Genomic DNA, 25,753 nt, shown 5'->3' with positions numbered 1-25,753 from the left:
GAGCGCCAAAAAACAAGGAAATCCCGGTTTGAAACTCAGTGATATCGCACGTCTGGCCGGTGTGTCCGTTACCACCGCCAGCTATGTCATCAACGGCAAGGCCGAACAGCAGCGCATCAGCAACGCCACCGTTGAGCGTGTGCGTGCCGTGGTCCAAGCCCATGGTTTTACCCCCAACCCTCAAGCCGCCGGGCTGCGCAGCCGGCATACGCGGACCTTGGGGTTCATCCTGCCAGACCTGGAAAACCCCAGCTACGCACGCATCGCCAAACTGCTGGAGCAAGGTGCACGGGCGCGGGGCTATCAGTTGCTGATCGCCAGCTCCGATGACGAAGCAGATAGCGAACGCCAACTGCTGCAACTATTCCGTGCCAGGCGTTGCGATGCGTTGTTCGTCGCCAGTTGCCTGCCGGCCAGCGATGACAGCTATCGCGAGCTGCAGGCCAAGGGGCTGCCGGTGATTGCCATCGACCGGGAGATGGAACCGAACCAGTTCTGCTCCGTGGTCAGCGACGACCACCAGGCCTGCCAGCAACTCACCAGCAGCCTGCTGCAACCGTTGCCCAAGCAAATCGCGCTGATCGGCGCACGGCCCGAGCTGAGCATCAGCCAGGCGCGTACCGCCGGTTTCCGTGATGCGCTGCAAGGCTTTACGGGCGAAGTAATCATCGAACAGGGCGAAGCCTTCAGTCGTGACTGCGGCCGAGAGCTGATGGAGCAACTGCTGCAACGCCTGGGGCATTTGCCGGACGCGCTGGTAACCACCTCCTACGTACTGCTGCAAGGCGTGTTTGATGCGCTGCATGACTTCCCCCTCAAGTCACGCCCCCTGCGCCTGGGTACCTTCGGCGATACCCAGTTGCTGGATTTCCTGCCGCTGCCGGTCAACGCCATGGCCCAGCAACATCAGTTGATCGCCGAGACCGCCCTGCGCCTGGCCCTGGCCGCCATTGAAGAAGAACACTACCAACCCGGGGTGCATGCGATTGGCCGGACCTTCAAGCAGCGTATCCACGAGGCCTGAGCGTGGAGCTGATCGACACCCACACGCACCTGGACTTCGAGGACTTCGACCAGGATCGCTCGCACGTCCTCGCCCACAGCCGTGAACTCGGCGTGCGGCGCCTGGTGGTGCTGGGGGTGTACCAGAAAAATTGGCAGCGGCTATGGGACTTGGTGCAACAGGACGAAGGCTTGTTCGCCGCCTTCGGCTTGCACCCGGTGTATCTCGATGAGCATCGCCCCGCCCACCTGCTGGAACTGGGCGACTGGTTGACGCGCCTGCATGGCCACCGGCAACTGTGCGCCGTGGGCGAAATTGGCCTGGATTACTTTCTGGAACAGTTGGACCACGAGCGCCAGCAACCGCTATTTGAAGCCCAGCTGAAACTCGCGGTGGATTTCCAGCTGCCGGCCTTGCTCCACGTTCGCCGCAGCCACGCCGCCGTAATTGCCACCTTAAAGCGTATCCGCCTGCCCAGAGGCGGCATCATCCATGCGTTCGCCGGCAGCGTTGAAGAGGCACGCGAGTACATCAAGCTCGGGTTCAAACTGGGCCTGGGTGGCGCTGCCACCTGGCCCCAGGCCCTGCGCATGCACCGGGTACTGGCCCAGTTGCCACTCGACGCCGTGGTGCTGGAAACCGACTCGCCGGATATGGCCCCGGCCATGTACCCCAACCAGCGCAATAGCCCGCAACACCTGCCAGACATCTGCACGGCCCTGGCCGAGCGCATGGGTATCAGCCCTCTATTGCTGGCTGAGGCGAGCACACGCAATGCGTGCGAGCTGTTCAACTGGTAGCGCACTGATGGCCTGCAAGTTCAAGGTCATTGTCTGGCGATGACGGGCATAGCGCACCACCAGCAAATGGATCAACACCGCGACCAGTGAAATGTTGAACTGTGCGATGACACTGAGCAGCCCCAGCCACTCGGCGACCAAGGCCACCAGCAAGGTCGCGCACGTCAGCATGATCATGCTCGGCCGCACCAGCGCCCATTGGTCCAGGGCCCTGAACTGGCGCAACTGCTTGACGCAGCCCAACTGCAACCCGCAATGGCAATACGTACAGTCAAACGGCACATCGATGGCGATGGCGTTCAGTTGCCAAGGCTTGAGTTCAAACGTCATGTTGCACTGGGCGCAATGCCCCCTGATACCGATTGCGGCGGCCATCATTTTGTCCCCTCGTGACCGTGACGGATGAAATAAATTTTCACCTATTCACGCCCCGATAAAACACGCATCGGTAAATCAAGACATGGGCCACAGGGCCCGTGGCTCTGCCCTTCAGAATCGCCCTACACCCGAAACGCACCAATCAATTGCTTCAACTCAACCACCTGGGTTGCCAGTTGCCGACTGGCCGCTTCCGTGTGCTGGGCGCCTTGGGCTGCATGCTCGCCAGCACGGTTGATTTCGACGATGTTCTGGTCGATGTCGTGGGCGACCGCCGTTTGCTGCTCCACGGCGGCGGCAATCTGCTGGTTCTGATCGACGATCATCCCAACCGCCCCCAGGATATTTTCCAGGGCTTGCTGGACTTTTTCCGACTGCCCCACCGTGCCATTCGCCATTTCATGGCTGCTGCCCATGGCCTTCACCGCCGCGCCCACGCCGCTGTGCAAGCGGCTGATCATCTGCTCGATTTCCTCGGTGGAGTGCTGTGTACGCCGAGCCAGGGTGCGCACCTCATCAGCCACTACCGCAAACCCACGCCCCTGGTCACCGGCGCGCGCGGCTTCGATGGCCGCGTTGAGCGCCAGCAGGTTGGTCTGCTCGGCAATGCTCTTGATCACTTCAAGGACGCTGCTGATGGACTGGCTGTCGGCAGCCAGTTGGTTGATCACACGCACCGATTCGTCAATCTCCGCCGCCAGGCGTGCGATGCCGCCTTGCTGGGATTGCACCAGCGCACGCCCGGTGACCGTTTCATCATTGACGCTCTGGGCACTGCTGACCGCCGCCGCAGCGCTGCGCGCCACCTCTTGGGCGGTAGCGGACATCTGGTTCATGGCGGTCGCCACTTGTTCGATCTGGCTGCGCTGGCCGGACACCGCCTGGTTACTCTGTGCCGACACCGCCTGCACCTGGCCGGCCTGCAACTCCACCTGGCTGACCGTATGCCCAACGCGCTCGATCAGGTCATGAATCTTGGCCACGGTGCCATTGAACACCTTGCCCAAGCCGCCCAGTTCGTCGCGGCTTTGGGCAACGAAGGTGACCGTCATGTCACCTGCCGCCACTTTGTCCATCATCGCCCCCAGGCGGCGCAAAGTGGTGCGGGTGGAGACAAAGAAACCGGCATAGAGATAGAAAATCAGCGCAAACACCGCCGCCAGGGCCGTGACCAGCAACACCATGTGCAGGCGGTTTTGCGCCAGGCGCTGCTGCAACTGCTGCCCGAGGAACGCCAGCGCGGCATCATCCAATTGATAGGTCTTGGCCATCAACTGGCTGACGCCGTCATAAAAACCCTGCCAAGGTGTGTCGAGGGTCTCGGCCATCACCACCTGCTCTTCGAAAAATTCACTGCCTTGCTTGAGGCTGGCCTGGCTGGCTTGCGCCGAAACGTCGAGGGCGGCGTGCGCGGCCTGGCTGGCGCCCAACGCGTCCTGCAGCTTCAAGCCATATTCCCCGTGGAGTTTTTCCAGCTGCTGCAGCAGTTCGTCAAAACGGGTGCTGGAGGATGAATTGATAAAGCCTTGCCCCAGGGAGTACGTGCCCATCGCACGGCCTTCGCCCAAGGTCTGGGTGACTTGAGGGGTGACGGTGGTGACCAGGTCGCTGAGCTGGCGCAGATCACTTTGCGGATCACGGCTCAAGCCGGCTTGGCTGGCAATGATCTGGCTGAACATCTGGGCCTGGTTGAGTAACTTGCCGATCAACGCCGCTTTGTTGAGCAGCGAGGTTTCCTGCTGCTGGGCTTTGAACGCGGCGATCAATTCGTCGCGCTTACTGTCGAAGACGGCAACTTGCTCGGGCTGGGTCGCAATGGCGCGCAGGCCATGCAAGCGCTCCACTACACTGGCTTCCAAGGCGCTGATCCTGGTCTCCAGGTCTGCCGCTTTACCGGACTGGCCGAGGGTGGCATTGATCTGGACCTGGTTGTTGAGGGTTTCAAGGTCGCGGCGCAACGCCAGGCTGCTGCCGAGCAGGTCGAGGCTCTGCAGTTCGACCCGGGTGCCCTGGTATTCACGCCACGAGTCGCGCACCAGGTAATAGTTGGTCGCCAGCATCGGCAGCAGGAACAGCACGCTGATCAGGCTGAACTTCATGCCGAAGCTCAGGCGGTTCATCAGCGCGACGGCGGGATAGAGCAAGCTCTTCACAGGTGACCTCCCCTTCTTTTATTTTTATTGAGGCGCAGGGCGGCGGCAGATAGCCACTATTTGGCGCTCTATCTGTATAGCTCAATTCGAAAGGGAGTTTTGTAACGTAAGGTTAACGGCGTGTCTGGAGGCCAAATATGGGAAGGGTAAGGCCTAACGCCATGTAGGAGCGAGCTTGCTCGCGAAAAACTCACAGACGCCGCGTTTATTCAGGAAGCACGCGTTATCGTTGACGTTTTTCGCGAGCAAGCTCGCTCCTACCATCAGGGGAGTACCGTCCAGATGGCAAACCCGGCATACCACAGCACCGCCGCACGCAGCAGCAGTTCCCACAGGCGATCCAGGCTGTTGATGCCATCGGCCCCCACCACTGGTGCAGGAATTTCCGCGGCGGCCAGGCCGACTTTTTCCACCAACTGTGCCGCGCTGATGTCCCAGCTCAACAGTTCGTGGAGCATCACACGGCTGACCCCGACGAAATTGCCCACCAAGGCAAAGCTGGCCGCCAGCAGGCGTACCGGCAACCAGTCAAACGCGTGGCGCAGTTGCGTAGCGCGCTCGGCCACCAACGGGTTCTGGCTGTTTTCGCTGGCCAGCGCCAACAGGCGGTAGGCCAGGGCGGCCACCGGGCCCAGCAGGAAATACCAGAAAATCACCGCGAAAAAGCTTTGATACGCCTGCCACAGCAGGTAACCCTGGACGCGCTCCAGCAATTGCTCACCACTGTCAGCGCCAAGTTTGAGATCGCGTTCGGCCACATGCTCGGCCGCTTGCAGGTCACCGCGCCGCCAGGCATCGCGAAACGGTCCCAGCCCCGCCAATAGATCGCCACGGCCCAGGCTGTAGATCACCACTAGCAAGTGCACCGGCAATGCCAACAGGCCATAGGCCACCGGCTCCAGGACCAGCAACAACAATGCCAGCAATGCCACCGGCAGCAGCACCAATATCAGCAGGATCAGCCAGGGCCGCTTGCTCATGCGCGGGCTCGATTCCAGCTTGGCCAGCTCACGCAGCCATCCACCGTCGCGCTGCAACCGCAGGCGCAAGGCCGAGAACTTCTCGATCCACACGGCCAGCACCAACACCAGGAAACTCATCGTTCGTGTCCTCCATCCTGCAGAGCGCTGCGAAAGCGCGTCCAATCAAAAGCGGGGCCCGGGTCGGTCTTGCGCCCCGGAGCGATGTCGCTGTGACCACAAATACGTTGATGGGTGATCGCGGGGTAAGCGACCAGCAGTTGGCGGGTCAGATCGATCAGCGCCGCATACTGGGCATCGGTAAATGGTAGGTCGTCCGTGCCTTCCAGCTCGATCCCCAGGGAGAAATCATTGCACACCTCACGCCCGTCAAAGACGGAAACACCGGCATGCCACGCCCGGTCACGGCACGAAACAAATTGCGTCACAATGCCGTCACGCTCAATCAGAAAATGCGCAGACACCCGTAGGCTGGCAATCCCTTCAAAGTAGGGATGCTCTGAGCTATCCAGGCGGTTCTGAAAAAAATCCTGCACCTTGCCGGTGTTGAACTGCGCCGGAGGCAAACTGATGTTATGCACCACCAACAGCGAGATTTCGCCTTCAGGGCGCTCGTTGAAGTTGGGCGAAGGGCAATGACGAATGCCCTGGCACCAACCGCTGGCGGGGTCCAACTGCATACAGGCTCCTTGAATGAGAAGAGGTGTGACCAGTATGCCGCGTTCCACCCTGCGGTTGCGATCACTTGCCGCGATTGAGTTGCCGCAGGTTGCCCACCACCGCTGCCAGCGCACGCTCAAACAGCGGGCCATCATCCACGGCGTGCAGGGCGCCGTGCTTGAACGCCAATGCTAACTGAACTGCACTTTTCTCCAGCACCTTGAGGCCCGCGCGGCTGACAAAAATATAGGTATCGGCGGGCGGCATGATTGCAGTCAATTTGCAGCGCAGGGTACCGGCTTCATTTTGCTGCAGCGCTACCCAGGCACCGACTCGCAACTGCTGGGCCTTGAGCAGGTCGGGGTCATCATGGGGCAGTGGTTCGTCGGCACCCGGCGGGCCAGCCCCCAGGATAAAAGGCTCACGGACTTCAACCAGCACCTCGCCGTCGAGCGCCTGAACATGCATGGCCTGCAACTGCAGGAAAAACTCACGAGTACTGAAAGGATCAAAGGCCGCACCGGCCAACCCGTCACGCAATGCCTTGAGCAGCCCGGGTAATTGCTCGAGCAAACGCCGGCCCGCTTCGGTGTCTTCACGCAGGCCGACGCTCCAGATCAATTCATCCAGGGTGCGCAGCACCGCCTGCCACTGCAGCGATTGTTCACCATGCTTGAGAACGGCCAATAACAGCACCTGGCTCCAGGCCTGCTGCACAAAGTGCAGCACCGATTGCGGCAAGGTTTTGCCCACAAGCCGGCGATTGAGCACGTGCGCCACACGCTGGCGCGCCACCTCGACCTGCAGGCGCTCTTGCTCGGCGTCACGGGTATGTCGCTCAAGTCGCTCGCTGCGCTTGCGCTCTTGGGCTATGAATGCGCTGAACGTGGTGAGCAACTGGGAGAAAATCGCCGGGTCTTCGACGAACTCATTCAGCACACGCTGTACGAGTTGCTCGATACACAGGTAGAGGTTGTCCCGTGGGTGGTCATGGGGCGGGCTCCAGCCGATGACGGCGCTCGCGATGTCATTGAGCAAGCGCCGCGCCGGATGCTCCGTGCAACTGAACAGGCTCTTGTCCAGCACCGCCACTTTCAGCAGCGGGATCTGCAAGCGAGCAATCAGCGCCTTGAAAGCGTCCGGCACACTGCTGTCATCGAGCATGAACTCGAACAGCATGGCGACCAGATTGATCACATCTTCGTCTGCTTCTTCTAACACCCTCGACTTGCCGCTTTTGACACTGACCCGGGTCAGCAACTGTTCCAGCTGGTTGCGCAGGTCGAAATCGTCCTCGCCACCGGGCTCCGGGACATATTGCTGCAAATGCGACAACAGCCGTAGCAGATCGCGGGTGGCAATCGGCTGCGGCTCGGCACTGGCTTCAAGGGTCGGGGCCACGCTGCCACGCACGGCTACCAGCAACTTCTGCAAGGCACTGAACGCTTGCTGGCCGCTTTTATCCAGCGGCGGGTCGGCCTCCGCGTGGCGAGTGTAATGCTGGTGCTCCCGGGTCTCGCGCCCGCCAGCTCGACGGGACGGGACCGTCTTGAGTTGCGGCAATACGCCGGTGGCGATCAGCAATTGGTTGGCCTCGCCATACAACAGGTCGGCGTCACTGAGCACGTATTTCTCAAACAGCTTGAGCATGACCAGCTTGACGCGAATCTCCACCCCCAGGCTGCGCCCTGCTTGCAGGAAAAACTCACAAAGCCGCGCAGGGCCCAAGGGGTTTTCAGGGGCCTCCAGGCGCCTGCCGAGCAGTTCACTCAAGCGTGCGTTCAACTGCCCCAGGGCCAAGCCATCACGATGCCCAACCCGACCGAGCATCGCCTCCAGGGCCACGGTTTTTTCCACGTCATCCGCGCTGGTGCCGGGTGCCGCCTCATAAGACACCACCGGCACCAGGTGTGCCCCGCTGCACCGGGCCTGGCCCAAGTTGGCGAACGCCACAAACAGCTGCTCCATGAACACGCGCTCGAAGTTCTTGCGCTTGAGGCGCAGGTCGCGCATGGCCTCGAAAAAAATATGATGGTCGACGGTGCTACGGGCCTTTTCGGCCATTTCGAACAGGGTGTCGTCGGCGTTATCGAACAGTTCCTGCAAGCCTTGCTGCAGCTGTTGCGCAGCCTTGTCACGCACCTGCAGCAACACCACCGGCAGGCGCGCGAGCGGCGATGGCGTGGCCTGTGCCCTGTTGATAGGCACCACCTTCCCGTCATTGTGCATCCTGGCCTCCTGAAACGGCGGTTTTGAGAGGTGGAGAGACGGAGCGCAGGCCCGGCAGGCACTGCAAATACCCGGTCACCACCAGGACGTCAAAGCTATGACGCCAATTGCAAGGCGCGAGATTATCTTGCAAACGAGGGCAGTTGCGCCAGCACACTGTGACTTTGTGCGGTAAATGAGTGGCGAGCCTGGGTTAGAACGCACGCTGGCCCTATAATCGAGGCACTTTGTTTGTGGAGCCTGTTATGCCGAACCTCCGTCTTGCCGACCTCACCGCCGAAATCGAAGCCAACGTGCGCCGCGCACTGCTGGAAGACATCGGCAGTGGTGACATCACCGCGCAGTTGATTCCGGCCGAACGGCTGGCCAAGGCCACGATCATTACCCGTGAGGCGGCTGTTATCGCCGGCACAGCATGGGTGGATGCGGTGTTTCGTCAACTGGACCCACGGGTCGCCGTGCATTGGCAGGTGGCCGACGGCGAACGTGTGAGCCCCAACCAGGCGTTGTTCCACCTTGAGGGTCCGGCCCGCTCGCTGCTCAGTGGCGAACGTTGCGCGTTGAATTTTCTGCAATTGCTGTCAGGGGTTGCGACCCGTGCGCAATTTTTGGCGGACTTTGTCGCCAGCACCCAGGTCAAGCTGCTGGACACTCGCAAGACATTGCCCGGCCTGCGCTTGGCGCAGAAATATGCGGTGACCTGCGGCGGTTGCCACAACCACCGTATCGGGCTGTATGACGCGTTCCTGATCAAGGAAAACCACATCGCCGCCTGCGGTGGTATTGCCCAAGCGATCACCGCCGCCCACAAGATCGCCCCGGGCAAGCCGGTGGAAATCGAAGTGGAAAGCCTGGAGGAATTGCGCGAAGCCCTGGCGGCGGGTGCCGACATCATCATGCTGGATGAACTGAGCCTGGAAGACATGCGCGAAGCCGTGCGCCTGAACGCAGGCAAGGCCAAGCTGGAAGCCAGCGGCGGGATCAATGAAACCACCTTGCTGCCTATCGCTGAAACCGGCGTGGACTACATCTCCATCGGCGCGATGACCAAGGATGTGAAGGCGGTGGATCTGTCGATGCGCCTCAGTATCTGAAAGATGCCGTAACTGTAGGAGCGAGCTTGCTCGCGAAAAACTCAAGGGCACCGCGTGCAATCAGAGTTCACGCGTTATCGTTAACGTTTTTCGCGAGCAAGCTCGCTCCTACAGGCTGCTTTCAAACTACAAGGTTATTCATCTCGCAGTACTCGTCCCATTCGACACCCAGCACCTCAGCCGCCTCTTTGTGCAAGGCCAACCGCGCGGCTTCGAACTCTTCGGGTGTCGAGGTGTACTTGAGGGTCAGCTCCCAAGGCTGGTAGCCCTGGCTCTCGGCCTCATCTTCAAATGCCCACTGAATCTGGTCGCGCTGATCGTCGGCACTCAGGTCCTTGATCTCTTCTTTAAGCTGCGGAGTCGCTTCAAGGTAATGCTTGAGCGCTTGTTCGTGCCGTGCTTCCTGGGTCATCTCAGTCGTGGTCATGTTGTTCTCTTGGATCGAGGAATGGGAATGCATCTGGGTCTTCAAGGTTGCGCAGATACAAAAGAGCGGGCGCAAATGCCGGCTCACCTGGCCTTCAGAACCATTCTGGGATCATCTGAAAACATTGCCGTTGAAACAGTGGTGCCTGTGGTGCCCGAGACAGGAATCGAACCTGCGACCTTCGCGTTACGAGTGCGCTGCTCTACCGGCTGAGCTACACGGGCGGTGGGCTAAAGCTAGCACTGCATTGGGCATGCAGCAACCAACTCGCTCACCGCCCGGCGACGGTCACGCGCCGTTGGCGCCGCAGCCCTTGGCAGCGTACTGAGGCTCTACCGTGGTGGCACAGCTCCAGCCGGTGGTGGCGCTGCGGGTCAAGGTGATGGTCTTGCCGAGCACGGGCGCGGGTGCATCAAGGATTTCACAACGCAGGGTACCTGCGCCCGAGGCCACATCGCCTGCCACCTCGATCGCGCAGTTGGCGGTAGGGCTGGTGCCCCCGATGAGGGCCAGGGTCGGCACGGTACCCTGGTTGATGGCGTCCTCGTAGCTGGCCTTTAGAGCGCTGATTTCAGCCAACCCCGCGGTGAACTTGGCCTTAGCCTGATGCTTGGTGTACATGGGCAGACCGATAGTGGCCAAAATGCCGATGATTGCCACGACGATCAACAACTCGATCAAGGTAAATCCTTTTTGACGCATCTCTTTCACTCTCCAGAATAGAACCATGACAAGGCACGTCCTGCGCCCCGTAGTGTGCAACGGCGCCAGTGTACTCATCCCCACGCGACCAATCGCCTGCAAGACGCACAATCTGACATTTTATCGCTCAGCACCAGCCTGCCCGAATCCGCCGCCTGACTAAGCTATAAATTCTTCACGACCTGGGTGCGCCAACCTCACATGAACGACACTTCAACAATCTATGCCTGGGAAGGCATCAACCGCAAAGGGCGCCGGGTATCCGGGCAAATCGCCGGCCATAACCTCGCGCTGATCAAGGTACAACTGCGCCAGCAAGGGATCTGTCCTGAGCGTGTGCGCAAGAAGTCTTACGGTTTACACATCTTCAAGACGCGAATAACGCCTGCAGATATCGCCCTGTTCACTCGCCAGTTGGCCACCTTGCTCAAAGCCGGCATCCCGCTGCTGCAAGCCTTCGACATCATCAGCGAAGGCGTCGAAAACCCACAGCTGCGCGAACTGGTGAAGGCGTTGAAACAGCACATTGCCAGCGGCCACCCCTTGGCCGCTGCCCTGCGTCAATATCCCCGCTACTTCGATGAGTTGTATTGCAATCTGGTAGCAGCTGGCGAAATAGCCGGCGCCCTGGAAACCTTGCTCGAGCGCGTGGCGATTCATCTGGAAAAAAGCCAACGGCTCAAAACCAGGATCAAGAAAGCCATGACCTACCCTGTCGCGGTACTGGTAATTGCCACAGGGGTGAGCACAGTGCTGTTGATCCACGTGGTGCCGCAGTTCCAGAACTTGTTCGCCGGGGTCAACGGCCAATTGCCGGGGTTTACCCTGGCGGTCATTGCGCTCTCGGAACTGCTGCAGCAGGCGTGGTGGATGCTGGGGCTGGGCATGGGCGCTGCGCTCGTCGCGGTGCGCCACGCCTATCGAACTTACCCGGGGTTTCGCCATTGGCTGGCGGCGGGTTTGTTGAAAGTGCCCGTGGCAGGCAAACTGCTGCACAAATCTGCGGTTGCTCGCTACGCTCGCACACTTTCCACCACCTTTGCGGCGGGCGTCCCTCTGGTACAGGCATTGGGTTCGGTGGCCGGCGCCGTCGGCAATGGCCCCTTTAAACAGGCAATCGAACGTATGCGCCAAGATGTATCCACAGGCATGCCGTTGAATCAATCAATGCATAACAGCGGCCTGTTCCCAGGCATGGCGATCCAGATGACCGCAATCGGGGAGGAGTCCGGCACCCTGGACCGCATGTTGGAAAAAGTCGCGAACCACTACGAGTCAGACGTGGATACCTTGGTCGACAACCTCACCAGCCTGATGGAGCCGCTGATCATGGTCGTATTGGGGGGAGTTGTCGGCGCGCTGGTAATCGCCATGTACCTGCCGGTGTTCCAATTGGGGACGGCGTTTTGAGCCTGCTGCTGAGCGAACATCCCTGGGCGTTTGTTGGCCTGGCGCTGGTGTTGGGCCTGATCGTCGGCAGCTTCCTCAATGTGCTGGCGTGGCGCCTGCCCAAAATGCTCGAGCGGGAATGGCGTGCCCAGGCCCATGAGATTCTCGACCTGCCAGCCGAGCCCGGTGGGCCGGCCTATAACCTGATGCACCCGAACTCCTGCTGCCCGCACTGTAATCAACCGATTCGACCTTGGGAAAATATCCCGGTGCTCAGCTACCTGCTGCTCCGGGGGCGTTGTGCCCACTGCCGCGCCCCCATCGGCCTGCGCTACCCCCTCACCGAACTCGCGTGCGCGCTGATCTCAACCGCTGTCGCCTGGCACTTCGGCTTCGGCTGGCAAGCCGGCGCGGTGATGCTGTTGAGTTGGGGCTTGCTGGGCATGAGCCTGATTGATCTGGACCACCAACTGCTGCCGGATGTGCTGGTGCTGCCGCTGCTATGGCTGGGGCTGATGCTCAACAGTGCTGACCTGCTGACGCCACTGCCCGATGCAGTGTGGGGCGTGATCATCGGCTACATGAGCTTGTGGTGCCTGTTCTGGCTGTTCAAGCTGGCCACCGGCAAAGACGGCATGGGCCATGGCGACTTCAAGTTATTGGCCTTGCTGGGAGCCTGGGGCGGCTGGCAGATTCTGCCGATGACGCTGCTGATGGCCTCGCTGCTGGGCGTGTTTGCCGGGCTGATCCTGCTGCGTTTGCGCAAGGCCCAGGCGTCAGCACCGATGCCGTTTGGCCCCTGCCTGGCAATTGCCGGCTGGATTGCATTGCTCTGGGGTGGTCAAATAACCGACTTCTATTTGCAGTCTGTCGGTTTCAGATGACCACTTCTGTTGCAACACCCTGGATTCTTGGGCTCACGGGCGGCATTGGCAGCGGCAAAAGCGCTGCGGCCGAGCACTTTATCAAGCTGGGCATCGACCTGGTGGATGCCGATCATGCCGCGCGCTGGGTCGTCGAGCCTGGCCGCCCGGCCCTGGCACGCATCGCCGAACATTTCGGCGCCAGCGTGCTGCAACCCGACGGCCAACTGGACCGTGCCGCGCTGCGCAAACTGATCTTTGAGATCCCACAAGAGCGCCTGTGGCTGGAAGCCTTGCTGCACCCGCTGATCGCCGAGGAAATTCGCAGCCACCTGGCCCGCGCCCAATCACCCTACGCGATCCTGGTGTCGCCGCTGCTGATCGAGTCCGGGCAGTACAGCATGACCCAACGCATCCTGGTGATCGACGTGCCGCAATCGCTGCAGATTCAGCGTACCCTGCAGCGCGACGGCATCAGCGAACAACAGGTGCAGGCGATTCTCAAGGCCCAGTCCAGCCGCGAAGACCGCCTGAACCATGCCGATGACGTGCTGGTCAACGATAAGGACCTCGTGTGGCTGCACAGCGAGGTCGAGCGACTGCACCACTTTTACCTTACTTTGCGTGGAGGCCGATCATGAGCCAACCCTTGACCGTCGACTGCCCAACCTGCGGTGCACCCGTGGAATGGAAAGCGACCAACCCCAACCGGCCGTTCTGCTCGGACCGCTGCAAGCTTATCGACCTGGGTGCCTGGGCCGCTGAAGAACACAAGATTCCCGTGGCCCCTGACGCCGAAGATGAACTGTTTTCCGAAGACCTGCCGCCGCGCCACTAAGGCCGCATAAAGGCATATTCCTGCTGGTCGTCGAGGTTTTCTGCAAGGTATTGCAACTCGTCGGCCAGGTCTTCAAAACTGCGTACACCCTTGCTTTGCTGCACCACCGCACTGAGCATGGCGCGCAAGGTCAAGCCGGGGTCAAAACCGATTTCCTGCGCTGCATCCTGGCTTCTGCGCAACTCCTGCCGTGCCCACTCGTACACACTCATGATCCGTGCTCCTGAAAATTTTGCAGAGCATGGGCCCGCGCCGCTGCCTGGCATTTGACCTGGATCAACGCCGCGAATCGTCGTCCTTCCACGGCGCCGAGAGGTAGCGGGTACGGTTGAACGTCTCCAGCCATTCCGGGCAAAACACCACCAGCGCGCTGATGACCATGCCGTTGATGAAGGCTTCGGGAAAGATGATCAGCCATAGGTAACCGACAAAATCTTCCAACCACTCAGGCATCGCAAAAAGACCGTCGAACCACAACAGGCCCAGGCCGGCCAACAGGCACAGCAATGCCGACAGTGCGGCAGCAAAAAAACCCGAACAGAAGATATACACAAAGGGGTTTCGCGGCTGCGCCCGTTCTACCAACAGAGCGCACCCTTCGGTGACCAGCACTGGCAGCACGATCAGCAGCAGGCCATTGATGCCAAGCGCGGCCAGGTCCTGGCGCCCCAACAGCATCAAGCCAAGCTGGGCGGCAAAGCCTCCGACGATTGCCAGCGGCCAATCCAGCAGCAAGGTCACGGCGGTCATGCCGATAAAGTGGTAGGACACGCCAGTATCGAAATCCCGCCGCACCAGCCACAGCATGAACAGCGCGAACACCGTACCGAACAGCAAATGCTGGCGCCGACGGTCGGCAAACAGCTCCACCCATGGCGAGCGCAGGATCGCCCACATCACCACGGGCGCATACACCAGCCAGCCGAAGCCGAGAGTCTGGGGTGCCAGAACCGCTGCACTGATCACGGATGCTCTGCCTTTACCAAAAACCTCACCACACACCTCGTCCTTGGGCCTGCTTCACGTCAGCATTCTACACCCGCGTTTTAAGGCAAGACTTCCTGTGGTCATCATTTGGACGCTAAGCTGCGACTATGGATGACTCAGATTATTTGCGCCTGCTCACCGTAGCAGCCGAACAAGCCAATGCGTTTCTGTCCAATGCCCGCAAGTGGGAGCGTGAGCGTTGGGTCTGCCAGCGCCTGTTGCAAGGCTTGAACGTGCCCTACCGTGTCGAAGAGTTCCACGCAGCGGGCCAGGAGCCGCCCGACGTGTTGTTTCGCGACGCCAGCTTCGAGGTCTTTTTTGTGCTGGACGAGGGCCGCCGCCTGAACGACGAGTGGCGCGATGAGCTGCTGCGCAGGCGCAGTGCTTTCTCCTTGAGCCAACTGGTACGGCGCGAAGCCAAGCCACGGCGCATCCCCGCCCATGAGTTTCTCCTGCGCCTGGCCCCCACACTGCGTAAAAAAGCTCACAACTACAAAGAACGCGGCATGGACTTGGGGGAGTTGGACCTCATTGCGTTTACCAGTCTCAAGCGCGAAGTACTGGACCTCAACAGCCATTTTCCGCCGCCGACCGAATACCTGCGCCAGGGCTGGCGCTCGCTGTCACTGGTGGGTCCAACCTTCGCCCGGGTGTTGTTCGCGCACCCGGACGCACCGGATTTCTTGCGCAACAACCTGGGCCGCAGCATAGTGTTTGATGTCGGCATCAGCCTTTGATGCCCCTGGCTGTAACGTGGCGCCCCTTTGCAACGTCTACCTGACGAGGCCTTTATGACCAGCCGCCTGAAACCCGATGACCAAGAGCGTGTCGAAGAGTACCTGCGACTTTCCCAGCACAGAGTCGAGCGCAAGCCTTTCCGGCCGTGGCTGCTCCTCTGCGTGGTGCTGGTCGTGGTAATCGGGCTCGGTGCGCTGAGCCGCCTGTTGAGTTACCTGACGCTATGAGCCGCCTGGCGCTCGCGAGGGTAACTGCTCCGATTTCTTTTAGCCTTGCGAGATACCCCCATGACCCATCGTATTATTATCGTCGGCGGCGGTGCCGGCGGCCTGGAGTTGGCTACCCGCCTGGGTAAGACCCTGGGCAAGCGTGGCAAGGCCAGCATCACGCTGGTCGACACCAACCTGACCCACATCTGGAAGCCGTTACTGCACGAAGTGGCGGCCGGCTCACTGAACTCATCTGAAGACGAACTCAACTATGTTGCCCAGGCGAAATGGAACCACTTCGAGTTCCAGCTAGGGCGCATGAGCGGGCTTGATCGTGAGCAGAAGAAAATCCAGCTGGCCGCCACCCTCGACGAAGAAGGCCGCGAACTGGTGCCTGCCCGCGTGCTGGGCTATGACAGCCTGGTGATTGCGGTAGGCAGCACTACCAACGACTTCGGCACTGAGGGCGCAGCGCAACATTGCCTATTCCTCGATACCCGCAAGCAGGCCGAGCGCTTCCACCAGCAACTGCTCAACCACTACCTGCGCGCCCATGCCGGGCAGACCGACGCCGTTGAACAGATCAGCGTCGCCATCGTGGGCGCCGGTGCCACCGGGGTCGAGTTGGCCGCCGAACTGCATAACGCCGCCCATGAGCTGGCCGCGTATGGCCTGGACCGCATCAAGCCAGAAAACATGCACATCACCCTGATTGAAGCCGGCCCGCGGGTATTGCCTGCACTGCCGGAGCGGATCGGTGGGCCGGTGCACAAGACCCTGGAAAAACTAGGGGTGACGGTACTGACCAACTCGGCGGTCAGTGAAGTAACTGCCGACGCCTTGATCACCAGCAGCGGCCAGGTGATTCCGGCCAGCCTCAAGGTCTGGGCGGCCGGTATCCGCGCACCCGGTTTCCTCAAGGACATCGACGGCCTGGAAACCAACCGCATCAACCAGTTGCAAGTCCTGCAAACACTGCAAACCACCCGCGACGAAAATATCTTCGCCTTTGGTGATTGCGCCGCCTGCCCGCAACCGGGCACCGACCGCAATGTGCCGCCACGGGCCCAAGCGGCTCACCAACAGGCGTCGTTGCTGGCCAAATCGCTCAAGCTGCGAATTGAAGGCAAGGAGCTGCCGACCTACAAGTACACCGACTACGGCTCGCTGATCTCGCTGTCGCGTTTTTCCGCGGTGGGTAACCTGATGGGCAATTTGACGGGCAGTGTGATGCTGGAAGGCTGGCTGGCGCGGATGTTCTACGTGTCGCTGTACCGCATGCACCAGATGGCGCTGTATGGGTTCTTCCGCACGGCGATGCTGATGCTGGGCAGCAAGATCGGCCGCGGCACCGAGCCACGCCTTAAACTCCACTAACAACGCATAACACCTGTGAGGGGCAAGTTAAGCGAATTTTGCCCCTTGTAGGAGCGAGCTTGCTCGCGAAAAACTCACAGGCGGCGCGTTCACTTAGAAAGCCCGCGTTATCGTTGACGTTTTTCGCGAGCAAGCTCGCTCCTACAACAGGCAAAAAAAATCCCCGTATCTTTCGATACGAGGATTTTTAATATGGTCGGGGTAGGGGGATTCGAACTCCCGACATCCTGCTCCCAAAGCAGGCGCGCTACCGGACTGCGCTATACCCCGGTAATAAAAAGGCGACCTTTCAGTCGCCTTCTTCGATCAGCGCTTTTGGCCTCTGATCTTAAGATTCGATTCCAGCGCTAACTGGTCTCAAAAATGGTGGGTCGTGTGGGATTCGAACCTACGACCAATTGGTTAAAAGCCAACTGCTCTACCAACTGAGCTAACGACCCAAATATGGTCGGGGTAGGGGGATTCGAACTCCCGACATCCTGCTCCCAAAGCAGGCGCGCTACCGGACTGCGCTATACCCCGGTTTGAAATTGGCTCCGTGACCAGGACTCGAACCTGGGACCCAATGATTAACAGTCATTTGCTCTACCGACTGAGCTATCACGGAACTACATATTTCAAAGTTACTGCTGTGTTGCTTCCTCTTCGACCCTGTCCGTATCGCTACGTTAGCGTCTCTGAGGCGCGCTATTCTACAATCTTAAAAACCCCTGTCAACCCTTTAAATTGCTTTTAAGACAATGATTTGCGCTTCTTTCTGATTTCTTCTTGGGGAGAAGAAACCCGTGGGCTGACGTTGCTGCGGGGCGCACTTTACAAGCCTTTGCCTTACAGTTCAACGCCCTATCGAAAAAAAAGGCCCCGCAATGCGGGGCCTTCTCTGGTTGCGCCAAGCGCAGGGCTTAATGGAAGACGATGTCGTCGTCTTTCACCGTCGCCGTGACACGGGTGCCAGGCATAAAGCTGCCCGACAGAATCAGCTGCGCCAGTGGGTTTTCGATCCAGCGCTGGATCGCACGCTTGAGTGGCCGTGCGCCATACACCGGGTCGTAACCGACCGCGATCAGCTTGTCCAACGCTTCGCCGCTCAGCTCAAGGTCCAGCTCGCGCTCAGCCAGGCGGCCACGCAGGCGGCCCAACTGAATCTCGGTGATGCCCGCGATCTGATCCCGCGCCAGAGGCTCGAAGATCACCACTTCATCGACCCGGTTGATGAATTCCGGACGGAAGTGCGTGGTCAACGCGTCCATCACCGCCGCACGCTGGGCTTCACGATCACCCACCAATTCCTGGATCTGTGCCGACCCCAGGTTGGAGGTCATCACGATCACCGTATTGCGGAAATCCACCGTACGCCCGTGGCTGTCCGTCAAGCGACCATCCTCCAGCACCTGCAGCAAGATGTTGAACACATCCGGGTGCGCCTTCTCGACCTCATCCAGCAGGATCACCGAGTAAGGCTTGCGCCGTACGGCTTCGGTCAGATAACCGCCCTCTTCATAGCCTACATAGCCTGGTGGTGCACCGATAAGGCGAGCCACCGAGTGTTTCTCCATGAATTCGGACATATCGATCCGCACCATGGCCTCTTCAGTATCAAAGAGGAACTCGGCCAGGGCCTTGCACAACTCGGTCTTACCCACACCGGTCGGGCCGAGGAACATGAACGAGCCGCTTGGACGGTTCGGGTCGGACAAACCGGCCCGCGAACGCCGTACCGCGTTGGACACCGCCACCACCGCCTCTTCCTGGCCGATAACGCGCTGGTGCAACAGGCTTTCCATCTTCAGCAGTTTGTCGCGCTCGCCTTCGAGCATCTTCGACACGGGAATACCGGTCCACTTGGAGACCACTTCGGCAATTTCTTCCTCGGTCACCTTGCTGCGCAGCAACTGGTTTTCAGGCTTGCCGTGCTGGTCGACCATCTGCAGGCTGCGTTCCAGGTCCGGGATCACCCCGTACTGCAACTCGGCCATGCGGTTCAGGTCGCCTTTACGGCGCGCCGCTTCCAGTTCCTGGCGGGACTGCTCGATCTTTTGCTGGATCTGCGCCGAACCCTGTACTTCGGCTTTTTCCGAGGTCCAGATTTCTTCGAGGTCCGAATACTCGCGTTCCAGGCGAGCAATTTCTTCCTGGAGTTTTTCCAGGCGCTTCTTGGCCGCTTCGTCTTCTTCTTTCTTCAACGCCTGGGATTCGACTTTCAGTTGAATCAGGCGCCGATCCAGGCGATCCAGCACTTCCGGCTTGGAGTCGATCTCCATACGGATGCGGCTGGCCGCTTCGTCGATCAGGTCGATAGCCTTGTCCGGCAACTGACGATCAGTGATATAGCGATGGCTCAATTTGGCCGCCGCAATGATCGCACCGTCAGTGATCGCCACCTTATGGTGGACCTCATAGCGCTCTTTCAGCCCACGCAGGATCGCGATGGTGTCTTCTTCGCTCGGCTCTTCCACCAGTACTTTCTGGAAGCGACGCTCAAGGGCTGCGTCCTTCTCGATGTACTGACGGTATTCGTTGAGCGTGGTCGCACCGACGCAGTGCAACTCACCCCGCGCCAAGGCGGGCTTGAGCATGTTGCCGGCGTCCATGGAGCCTTCGCCCTTACCGGCGCCGACCATGGTGTGCAATTCATCGATAAACAGAATGATCTGCCCTTCCTGCTTCGACAACTCGTTAAGCAAGGATTTCAGGCGTTCTTCGAACTCACCCCGGAATTTGGCTCCGGCAATCAGCGAGCCCATGTCCAGAGACAGCAGGCGCTTGCCTTTGAGGCCGTCTGGCACCTCACCATTAATGATGCGCTGGGCCAGGCCCTCGGCAATCGCGGTTTTACCCACGCCAGGCTCACCGATCAACACCGGGTTGTTCTTGGTGCGACGTTGCAACACCTGGATGGTGCGACGAATCTCGTCGTCACGGCCAATCACCGGGTCCAGCTTGCCTTCTTCGGCACGCTTGGTCAGGTCGACGGTGTATTTGTCCAGGGCCTGGCGCGACTCCTCATGGTTAGGGTCGTTCACCGCCTCGCCGCCACGCAGGTTGTTGATGGCGTTTTCCAGGGCTTTCTTGCTCACGCCCTGGCCCAGCAACAATTTGCCGAGCTTGCTGTTGTCGTCCATGGCGGCGAGCAGCACCAGTTCGCTGGAGATGAACTGGTCACCTTTCTGCTGGGCCAAGCGGTCGGCCTGGTTGAGCAGGCGCGCCAGATCCTGGGACATATTCACGTCGCCGGTGGGATTCTGGATTTTCGGCAGTTGGTCAAGCTCTTTGCTCAACTCCTTGCGCAGGCTGTTGACGTCAAAGCCCACCTGCATCAGCAAGGGTTTGATAGAACCACCTTGCTGTTCCAGGAGTGCCTGCATCAAGTGCGCAGGCTCAATGGCCGGGTGGTCGAGGCCCACCGCCAAGGATTGAGAGTCGGACAAGGCCAACTGTAATTTGCTGGTTAAACGATCAATACGCATTAGTCACCTTCCTTTTGAGCAGGCCGGAGCTATGAACAAACACATCCTGAATGAAGAAACCTGCCAGATACCCTTATAGATGGGGTGGATTCTGGGCGTTTCAAGCGGCGGATGGTTGATACAGGTCAGGACAGTCTAGCGTTCAAGCCAGATAAGGGAGGCGAATCGGCCCGTACGCGGGCTGCGGCGATAAGAAAAGAAACGCGGGTCGTTCACAGTGCACAAACCGCCACCATACACAGCGCAAACACCGCGCGCTGCCAGACGCAGGCGCGCCAGCTGGTAGATGTCGGCCATGAACTTGCCAGCGTTGTGGCTGGGAACAAAGGCTTCAGCAGTGGCCGGCAGTTGCTGCATGAACACTTCACGCACTTCCGGGCCGACCTCGAAGGCTTGCGGGCCAATGGCAGGGCCGAGCCAGACCAGAACGTCTGCGGGAGCACTATCCAGGCTTTCGAACGCGGCCTCCAGCACCCCAGCCGCCAAGCCACGCCAACCCGCATGGGCTGCGGCAACCCGAGTGCCCGCCCGATTACAGAACAGCGCCGGCAGGCAATCGGCGGTCATGGACGTGCAGGCGATACCAGCGGTGCTGGTCCAACTGCCATCTGCCTCGACAGTACGGCCCGGATCGGCCTCAACCACCTGAGTACCGTGGACTTGGCGCAACCAGGCCGGCTGGATATCGAAGGCGTCACTCAGGCGACGGCGATTTTCAAGGACAGCCTCAAGACTGTCCTCGACATGATCGCCCAGGTTGAGGCTGTCGAACGGCGCCAGGCTGACGCCGCCCGCACGGGTGGTGACGCAGGCTTTTACCCGAGCCGGCGCGGGCCAGTCAGGTATCAGCCAGTCATTCATCCGACAAACGCCTCGCGATCCTGCTTGAGCAGCGACAGCAGCCAGACCAGATCGTCCGGCAGTGGCGATTCCCAGCTCATGCGCTTACCGCTCGTCGGATGATCCAGTTCCAGGAAGCGTGCATGCAGTGCCTGGCGCGGGAACGTCTTGAGCGACTCAACCATGGTCTGGCTGGCCGCCGGCGGAATACGGAAGCGGCCACCGTAGGCCGGGTCGCCGACCAACGGGAAGTTGATGTGCGCCATGTGCACGCGAATCTGGTGGGTACGCCCGGTTTCCAGCTTGACCCGCACATGGGTGTGGGAGCGGAAACGCTCCAGCACACGGTAATGGCTGACGGCCTGCTTGCCGCCCTCCATTACCGCCATACGCTGGCGCTGCTGGCCGTGACGACCAATGGGTGCGTTGATCTTGCCACCGGCCACAACGACGCCGATCACAATGCACTCGTAGATACGGCTGACGCTACGGCTCTGCAATTGCGTAACCAGTTGCGTCTGCGCCTGAATGGTCTTGGCCACCACCATAAGGCCGGTGGTGTCCTTGTCCAGACGGTGCACGATGCCGCAGCGCGGCACATTGATGATGTCCGGCACGTGGTGCAACAGGGCATTGAGCAAAGTGCCATCAGCGTGCCCGGCGGCCGGGTGAACCACCAGGCCAGCGGGTTTGTTGATGACCAGGATGTCGTCGTCTTCATAGACGATATCCAGCTCGATGTCCTGGGCGACCCATTCTCCCTGGGCTTCCTGCTCGGCAGTCAGCTCAAGAATCGCACCGCCATGGACTATGTCTCGCGGGCGGATAACCGCTCCATCCACAGTCAGGCGGCCGTCTTTGATCCAGGCGGAAAGGCGCGAGCGCGAGTGCTCAGCGAATAATTGTGCGGCGACTTGATCGAGGCGTTGGCCGCCCAATTCGGACGGCACCTCTGCGCGAAGTTCAATTTTATCGGACATGCTCAGACTAGGCGTGGCGTAGCCTTTGGTTTCGGCTGCGCGCTTGTGGTTAAATACGGCGTCTTTTGCCCCGAGGCTTTCAACGGGGCGCTCATCATAACAGGACGGCCCCGCCCAAGACAGCGGCCGTCATAGGGACGCAAGCCGCCATGCAAGTGAAACACCTGCTGCTGATCGCCATCCTCGCCATGACTGCTGCTTGCTCGTCAACAAAGGACGTCGTCGACGAAAACCTGAGCGAAGTCGAGCTGTACCAGCAAGCTCAGACAGACTTGGACAATAATAGCTTCACCAGCGCCACAGCGAAGCTGAAGGCCTTGGAGTCGCGTTACCCGTTCGGCCGCTATGCCGACCAGGCCCAGTTGGAGCTGATCTACGCCAACTACAAGAACGCCGAGCCGGAAGCTGCCAAGTCCGCTGCCGAGCGTTTCATCCGCCTGCACCCGCAGCACCCGAACGTGGACTACGCCTACTACATGAAGGGCCTGACCTCGTTCGACCAGGATGTTGGCCTGCTGGCGCGCTTCCTGCCGCTGGACATGACCAAGCGCGACCCGGGTGCTGCCCGCGACTCCTATAACGAGTTCGCCCAGCTGACCAGCCGCTACCCCAATAGCCGCTATGCGCCGGACGCCAAGCAGCGCATGATCTACCTGCGCAACCTGCTGGCTTCGTACGAGATCCACGTGGCCCACTACTACCTGACCCGTCAGGCTTATGTGGCCGCTGCCAACCGCGGCCGCTACGTGGTGGAAAACTTCCAGGAAACCCCGTCCGTGGGTGACGGCCTGGCCGTGATGACCGAGGCTTACCAGCGTCTGCACCTGGACACCCTGGCGACTACCAGCCTGGAAACCCTGAAGCTCAACTACCCTGACCACCCTAGCCTGAAAGACGGCCAGTTCGTGCCTCAGGTTGACGAAGCGGACAACCGTTCGTGGCTGAGCAAGTACACCCTGGGCCTGATCGAGTCCCGTCCACCGCTGCCGCCGGGTGAAACTCGCGCCAACCAGGACGTGATCAAGCAGTACCAGGACGCCAAGGACGCCATTCCTTCGGAGCTCAAGCCGCACGACGAGAACGGCGATGTGATCGAAGAAGAAGAGCCGCAAGCCCTGGGTGACAACCAGGACCGTTCGTGGTTCAGCTACATGACCTTCGGTGTGTTCGACTGATTGTTCGACGCAACGCAAAAGGGAGCTCTCATGAGCTCCCTTTTTTATGAGCGAGTATTTATTGCCCTGTGCGCCCGTGACCACCTTGGCTAAACTGGCGCATTCCTTGTCGAGAAACTGCCCATCATGCTTCGTCTACTGTTCTGGATTGCCGTCATTGCTGCCGCGGTATGGTTCTGGCGCAAATTCAAAAACCCTGCCTCCCGTCAGCAACGGCCTGCCGAGCCGGATGCAGCCCTGATGGTTCGTTGCGCTCACTGTGGCGTGCACCTGCCGCAGGACCGCGCACTGAGTTCACGCCAGGACTGGTACTGCACCCAGGCGCACCTGGAACAAGGGCCAAAGGCTATCCAGCGTTGAGGCGACCTGCGGGGGCGTAAGGCGCTGGATCAATGATCGGAGCGCGCGCCAGCAACAAGTCGGCGAACAACTGGCAAGATGCTGGTGCGAGTACCAGACCATTGCGGTAATGCCCGCAATTGAGCCACAGCCCCTTGAAGCCAGGGACCTCACCGATAAACGGTATACCTTCGGGTGAGCCAGGCCGCAAACCGGCCCAATGCCCGACCACCTCGGCGTCCGCCAAGGCGGGAATCAGTTCCACGGCAGACGTTTTAAGGCTTTCCAGCGCGGTTTCGGTCGGCGTCTTGTCGAATCCTTCATGCTCCAACGTGCTGCCGATCAGAATGTGCCCATCACGCCGCGGGATCGCATAGCGCCCCTTGGCCAGGACCATGCTGGATAAAAAATCGGACGCGCATTTGTACAGGATCATTTGGCCTTTGACCGGCTCCACGGGTAGCCCCAAGCCCAGCGTACCCAGCAATTGCCCGCTCCAGGCGCCGGCCGCGAGCACGACCTGCCCCCCCAGAACCTGGCCCATAGCGGTATTCACACCCACCACCCTGCCGCCGCCGAGCACAAAGCCCGACACATCGCATTGCTCGCGAATCGTCACGTTCGGCAACGCCAGCAGCGCCGCCTTCAATGATTTGACCAGGCGAGGGTTGCGAACATTGGCCACGTTGGCCATGTAGATCGCCTGGGAGTAGCCGCCCCCCAGCACCGGCACCGCGTCATGGGCCGCCGACACATCCACCTTGCTCAACGGCCGCCCTTCACGGGCAGCCCAGGCCAGTGCTTGCGTCTCGTCATCCAGGTCGAGCCAATACAAACCCGTGGTATGTACCTCTGGATCGATGCCGGTAGCAGCAAATAGCCGTTGCGCCAGTTGCGGGTAAAAATCCTGGGACCAATGGGCCAAGGCAGTGACCGCCTGGCTATAGCGCCACGGGTACAACGGCGAGACAATCCCACCGCCCGCCCAGGAAGACTCTTGCCCAAGCCCACCGCGCTCCAGCAGCGTGACCGCCTGGCCCTCACTGGCGAGGTTGTACGCCGTCAACAGCCCGATTACTCCGCCGCCGACAATCACCACTTGCTGTTGCTTAGCCATCATTTGATCCAGCCGATAAACAGGGAAAGGCGCGCCCGGCGCCCACGCTTCAAGTACGCTCATCCTTGCCCCCAGCAGACCTTGGGCGACATTTCAGGCCCCGCTCCCGGGTTGCCGCGCATACCGGTGCTGGTCAAGCTGAATGCTGCACACGCGTCGTTCGCCATGACCGAGTCCGCAGCGGGTGTGGCGAGCAGGTCAAAATCCTGAGGGTTGAGGACGGCACTGATTCTATAATGATCATTGCCCGCGCTGACGTCGCCTGCATCAATAAAAGTGCCATTCCTCGTATAGGAACGCTCCAGGTGCTGGGCCTGTTCGCTCAACAACGCGACGATCTGCGCCCGATACACCGTCTTCACCTGGCTGAGGTACCCGGGATACGCAATCCCGGCCAGCAACGCGATGATCGCCACGACGCTTAGTAACTCAATCAGGGTAAAACCCTGGCTCTCCTTGCCCATCCGATTGCTCCTTATTGAAGTTGCCGCCATAAGACCCGTCGAAACTTGACGCGGCCGCCCTCCTCTACACGGGCATAGACCGTCTCCAGCACCGTGCGCGATTGCCCCGCGAGACCGACCGAAGTGACTCGAAAAAGCGTGGCCAGGGAATGGGGCGGCAAATGAGCCAGCCCTTCACCCTCCCCGAGGGATTGAATGCCATAAAACCCATTCTTCAAGGCAAGCCAGGTGACCGCCGAGACAGGGTTCGTCCCGGCCGCCGTCAAGGAAAAAGCTTCAGCAGGCGGCGCACAGCGGGTGATCGAATGGCAGACAGGCATCGCCTGGCCAACCCTTTGCACGGTCGACTCCCCCAACCTCAGGCCGCTTTCGGCAGATTGAAACGACTGATTGCGATGCCACAGACTGCTCGCGACTTTTTGCTGGGAGACCGCAGCCTGTATCGAGGACAGCCCCACCTGCGACAGCACCAACAGGAACACCAGACTGATCAGCAGCACCGTCCCGGCCTGCCGCATTTGAATACCGCCCTGCATGGTCATTG

27 protein-coding genes and 5 tRNA genes are annotated in these 25,753 nt (G+C 60.3%); 12 read left to right on the top strand and 20 right to left on the bottom strand.

Going from position 1 to position 25,753, the window contains the following annotated elements; translation table 11 throughout:
- Window positions 1–28 precede the first annotated feature (28 nt).
- A complete protein-coding gene (gene cra, locus BUE92_RS12435) occupies window positions 29–1,024 on the top strand; it encodes a catabolite repressor/activator (protein WP_073523974.1) in 996 nt (331 codons plus the stop codon).
- 2 nt (window positions 1,025–1,026) lie between these two features.
- The gene (locus tag BUE92_RS12430) at window positions 1,027–1,803 is read left to right on the top strand and encodes a TatD family hydrolase (protein WP_073523972.1); all 777 of its coding nucleotides are present in this window, start codon (window positions 1,027–1,029) and stop codon (window positions 1,801–1,803) included.
- On the opposite strand, the gene BUE92_RS12425 is transcribed toward BUE92_RS12430, so the two are convergent.
- The 5 genes from BUE92_RS12425 to BUE92_RS12405 form a co-directional block, all read right to left on the bottom strand.
- Complete coding sequence (locus tag BUE92_RS12425; protein ID WP_073524358.1) at window positions 1,750–2,178, bottom strand: hypothetical protein; 429 nt, start codon at window positions 2,176–2,178, stop codon at window positions 1,750–1,752. The genes BUE92_RS12430 and BUE92_RS12425 overlap by 54 nt on opposite strands.
- A 125-nt stretch (window positions 2,179–2,303) precedes the next feature.
- Window positions 2,304–3,008 carry a methyl-accepting chemotaxis protein gene (locus BUE92_RS29285; protein WP_371264140.1) on the bottom strand — a complete coding sequence of 235 codons (705 nt, stop codon included), beginning with the start codon at window positions 3,006–3,008 and terminating at the stop codon, window positions 2,304–2,306.
- Window positions 3,009–4,597: 1,589 nt separating this feature from the next.
- Window positions 4,598–5,434 (bottom strand): regulatory signaling modulator protein AmpE, encoded by an 837-nt coding sequence (gene ampE / locus BUE92_RS12415; RefSeq protein WP_073523968.1) that lies wholly within the window; start codon window positions 5,432–5,434, stop codon window positions 4,598–4,600.
- The gene (gene ampD, locus BUE92_RS12410; RefSeq protein WP_073523966.1) at window positions 5,431–5,994 is read right to left on the bottom strand and encodes a 1,6-anhydro-N-acetylmuramyl-L-alanine amidase AmpD; all 564 of its coding nucleotides are present in this window, start codon (window positions 5,992–5,994) and stop codon (window positions 5,431–5,433) included. Before ampD ends, ampE begins: the two co-directional genes overlap by 4 nt.
- Before the next feature lie 61 nt (window positions 5,995–6,055).
- A complete protein-coding gene (locus BUE92_RS12405) occupies window positions 6,056–8,203 on the bottom strand; it encodes a DUF1631 domain-containing protein (RefSeq protein ID WP_073523964.1) in 2,148 nt (715 codons plus the stop codon).
- Between the two features lie 245 nt (window positions 8,204–8,448).
- Here BUE92_RS12405 and nadC point away from each other — a divergent pair, with 245 nt between their 5' ends.
- Window positions 8,449–9,297 (top strand): carboxylating nicotinate-nucleotide diphosphorylase, encoded by an 849-nt coding sequence (nadC, locus tag BUE92_RS12400; protein ID WP_073523961.1) that lies wholly within the window; start codon window positions 8,449–8,451, stop codon window positions 9,295–9,297.
- 121 nt (window positions 9,298–9,418) lie between these two features.
- On the opposite strand, the gene BUE92_RS12395 is transcribed toward nadC, so the two are convergent.
- The 3 genes from BUE92_RS12395 to BUE92_RS12385 form a co-directional block, all read right to left on the bottom strand.
- Window positions 9,419–9,724 (bottom strand): DUF6388 family protein, encoded by a 306-nt coding sequence (locus BUE92_RS12395; protein ID WP_073524356.1) that lies wholly within the window; start codon window positions 9,722–9,724, stop codon window positions 9,419–9,421.
- 148 nt (window positions 9,725–9,872) lie between these two features.
- Window positions 9,873–9,948: transfer RNA gene (locus tag BUE92_RS12390), tRNA-Thr, on the bottom strand.
- Window positions 9,949–10,012: 64 nt separating this feature from the next.
- Window positions 10,013–10,426 (bottom strand): pilin, encoded by a 414-nt coding sequence (locus tag BUE92_RS12385; protein ID WP_073523959.1) that lies wholly within the window; start codon window positions 10,424–10,426, stop codon window positions 10,013–10,015.
- A 201-nt stretch (window positions 10,427–10,627) separates the two neighbouring features.
- On the opposite strand from BUE92_RS12385, the gene BUE92_RS12380 reads away from it, so the two are divergent.
- From BUE92_RS12380 to yacG, 4 genes are read left to right on the top strand one after another with little or no spacing between them, the layout of a single operon-like run.
- A complete protein-coding gene (locus tag BUE92_RS12380; protein WP_073523956.1) occupies window positions 10,628–11,836 on the top strand; it encodes a type II secretion system F family protein in 1,209 nt (402 codons plus the stop codon).
- Window positions 11,833–12,699, top strand: coding sequence for a prepilin peptidase (locus BUE92_RS12375; protein ID WP_073523954.1), 867 nt, complete (start codon window positions 11,833–11,835; stop codon window positions 12,697–12,699). The genes BUE92_RS12380 and BUE92_RS12375 overlap by 4 nt, the downstream gene beginning before the upstream one ends.
- Window positions 12,696–13,319, top strand: a complete 624-nt coding sequence (gene coaE / locus BUE92_RS12370; RefSeq protein ID WP_073523952.1) for a dephospho-CoA kinase — start codon at window positions 12,696–12,698, stop codon at window positions 13,317–13,319. The genes BUE92_RS12375 and coaE overlap by 4 nt, the downstream gene beginning before the upstream one ends.
- Window positions 13,316–13,516 (top strand): DNA gyrase inhibitor YacG, encoded by a 201-nt coding sequence (yacG, locus tag BUE92_RS12365; protein WP_034095831.1) that lies wholly within the window; start codon window positions 13,316–13,318, stop codon window positions 13,514–13,516. Before coaE ends, yacG begins: the two co-directional genes overlap by 4 nt.
- On the opposite strand, the gene BUE92_RS12360 is transcribed toward yacG, so the two are convergent.
- Together BUE92_RS12360 and BUE92_RS12355 are read right to left on the bottom strand one after the other, a co-directional pair.
- On the bottom strand, window positions 13,513–13,728 hold the full coding sequence (locus BUE92_RS12360) for a hypothetical protein (protein WP_003171680.1): 216 nt from the start codon (window positions 13,726–13,728) through the stop codon (window positions 13,513–13,515). The two genes, yacG and BUE92_RS12360, sit on opposite strands and share 4 nt — an antisense overlap.
- Window positions 13,729–13,792: 64 nt before the next feature.
- The gene (locus BUE92_RS12355; RefSeq protein ID WP_073523949.1) at window positions 13,793–14,482 is read right to left on the bottom strand and encodes an energy-coupling factor ABC transporter permease; all 690 of its coding nucleotides are present in this window, start codon (window positions 14,480–14,482) and stop codon (window positions 13,793–13,795) included.
- Window positions 14,483–14,610: 128 nt separating this feature from the next.
- Between BUE92_RS12355 and BUE92_RS12350 the strand changes: the two genes are divergently transcribed.
- The 3 genes from BUE92_RS12350 to BUE92_RS12340 are packed head-to-tail and all read left to right on the top strand — an operon-like array spanning window position 14,611 to window position 16,827.
- Window positions 14,611–15,240: a DUF1780 domain-containing protein gene (locus BUE92_RS12350; RefSeq protein WP_003188431.1), complete on the top strand. Its 630-nt coding sequence runs from the start codon at window positions 14,611–14,613 to the stop codon at window positions 15,238–15,240.
- 54 nt (window positions 15,241–15,294) lie between these two features.
- Window positions 15,295–15,468: a DUF3094 family protein gene (locus BUE92_RS12345; protein ID WP_034126248.1), complete on the top strand. Its 174-nt coding sequence runs from the start codon at window positions 15,295–15,297 to the stop codon at window positions 15,466–15,468.
- Between the two features lie 60 nt (window positions 15,469–15,528).
- Window positions 15,529–16,827, top strand: coding sequence for an NAD(P)/FAD-dependent oxidoreductase (locus BUE92_RS12340; RefSeq protein WP_014716868.1), 1,299 nt, complete (start codon window positions 15,529–15,531; stop codon window positions 16,825–16,827).
- 193 nt (window positions 16,828–17,020) lie between these two features.
- Here the strand turns inward: BUE92_RS12340 and BUE92_RS12335 are convergent.
- The 7 genes from BUE92_RS12335 to rluD form a co-directional block, all read right to left on the bottom strand.
- Window positions 17,021–17,097 (bottom strand) — tRNA-Pro (locus BUE92_RS12335).
- Between the two features lie 94 nt (window positions 17,098–17,191).
- Window positions 17,192–17,267 (bottom strand) — tRNA-Lys (locus BUE92_RS12330).
- A gap of 5 nt (window positions 17,268–17,272) precedes the next feature.
- Window positions 17,273–17,349 (bottom strand) — tRNA-Pro (locus tag BUE92_RS12325).
- Between the two features lie 9 nt (window positions 17,350–17,358).
- Window positions 17,359–17,434: transfer RNA gene (locus BUE92_RS12320), tRNA-Asn, on the bottom strand.
- A gap of 295 nt (window positions 17,435–17,729) precedes the next feature.
- Window positions 17,730–20,294 carry an ATP-dependent chaperone ClpB gene (gene clpB, locus BUE92_RS12315; protein WP_073523947.1) on the bottom strand — a complete coding sequence of 855 codons (2,565 nt, stop codon included), beginning with the start codon at window positions 20,292–20,294 and terminating at the stop codon, window positions 17,730–17,732.
- A gap of 135 nt (window positions 20,295–20,429) precedes the next feature.
- Window positions 20,430–21,155, bottom strand: coding sequence for a peptidoglycan editing factor PgeF (gene pgeF / locus BUE92_RS12310; protein ID WP_073523944.1), 726 nt, complete (start codon window positions 21,153–21,155; stop codon window positions 20,430–20,432).
- On the bottom strand, window positions 21,152–22,114 hold the full coding sequence (rluD, locus tag BUE92_RS12305; RefSeq protein ID WP_003188422.1) for a 23S rRNA pseudouridine(1911/1915/1917) synthase RluD: 963 nt from the start codon (window positions 22,112–22,114) through the stop codon (window positions 21,152–21,154). The genes pgeF and rluD overlap by 4 nt, the downstream gene beginning before the upstream one ends.
- A 149-nt stretch (window positions 22,115–22,263) precedes the next feature.
- On the opposite strand from rluD, the gene BUE92_RS12300 reads away from it, so the two are divergent.
- Window positions 22,264–23,289 (top strand): outer membrane protein assembly factor BamD, encoded by a 1,026-nt coding sequence (locus BUE92_RS12300; protein ID WP_034128050.1) that lies wholly within the window; start codon window positions 22,264–22,266, stop codon window positions 23,287–23,289.
- A gap of 126 nt (window positions 23,290–23,415) precedes the next feature.
- Window positions 23,416–23,649: a PP0621 family protein gene (locus tag BUE92_RS12295; protein WP_073523942.1), complete on the top strand. Its 234-nt coding sequence runs from the start codon at window positions 23,416–23,418 to the stop codon at window positions 23,647–23,649.
- Here BUE92_RS12295 and thiO read toward each other — a convergent pair.
- Genes thiO through BUE92_RS12280 form a run of 3 tightly spaced genes read right to left on the bottom strand, consistent with a single transcriptional unit; the run spans window position 23,636 to window position 25,751 of the window.
- Window positions 23,636–24,745: a glycine oxidase ThiO gene (gene thiO / locus BUE92_RS12290; RefSeq protein WP_073523939.1), complete on the bottom strand. Its 1,110-nt coding sequence runs from the start codon at window positions 24,743–24,745 to the stop codon at window positions 23,636–23,638. The two genes, BUE92_RS12295 and thiO, sit on opposite strands and share 14 nt — an antisense overlap.
- Before the next feature lie 59 nt (window positions 24,746–24,804).
- Window positions 24,805–25,209 (bottom strand): type IV pilin protein, encoded by a 405-nt coding sequence (locus BUE92_RS12285; RefSeq protein WP_073523937.1) that lies wholly within the window; start codon window positions 25,207–25,209, stop codon window positions 24,805–24,807.
- Window positions 25,210–25,220: 11 nt separating this feature from the next.
- On the bottom strand, window positions 25,221–25,751 hold the full coding sequence (locus tag BUE92_RS12280; protein WP_073523935.1) for a pilus assembly PilX family protein: 531 nt from the start codon (window positions 25,749–25,751) through the stop codon (window positions 25,221–25,223).
- Window positions 25,752–25,753 lie beyond the last annotated feature (2 nt).

It is taken from the genome of Pseudomonas fluorescens (genome assembly GCF_001902145.1).
Classification (GTDB): Bacteria; Pseudomonadota; Gammaproteobacteria; order Pseudomonadales; family Pseudomonadaceae; genus Aquipseudomonas; species Aquipseudomonas fluorescens_BV.
The sequence above is the reverse complement of the archived record's forward strand: the minus strand, read 5'-3'. Positions and strand labels throughout refer to the sequence as shown.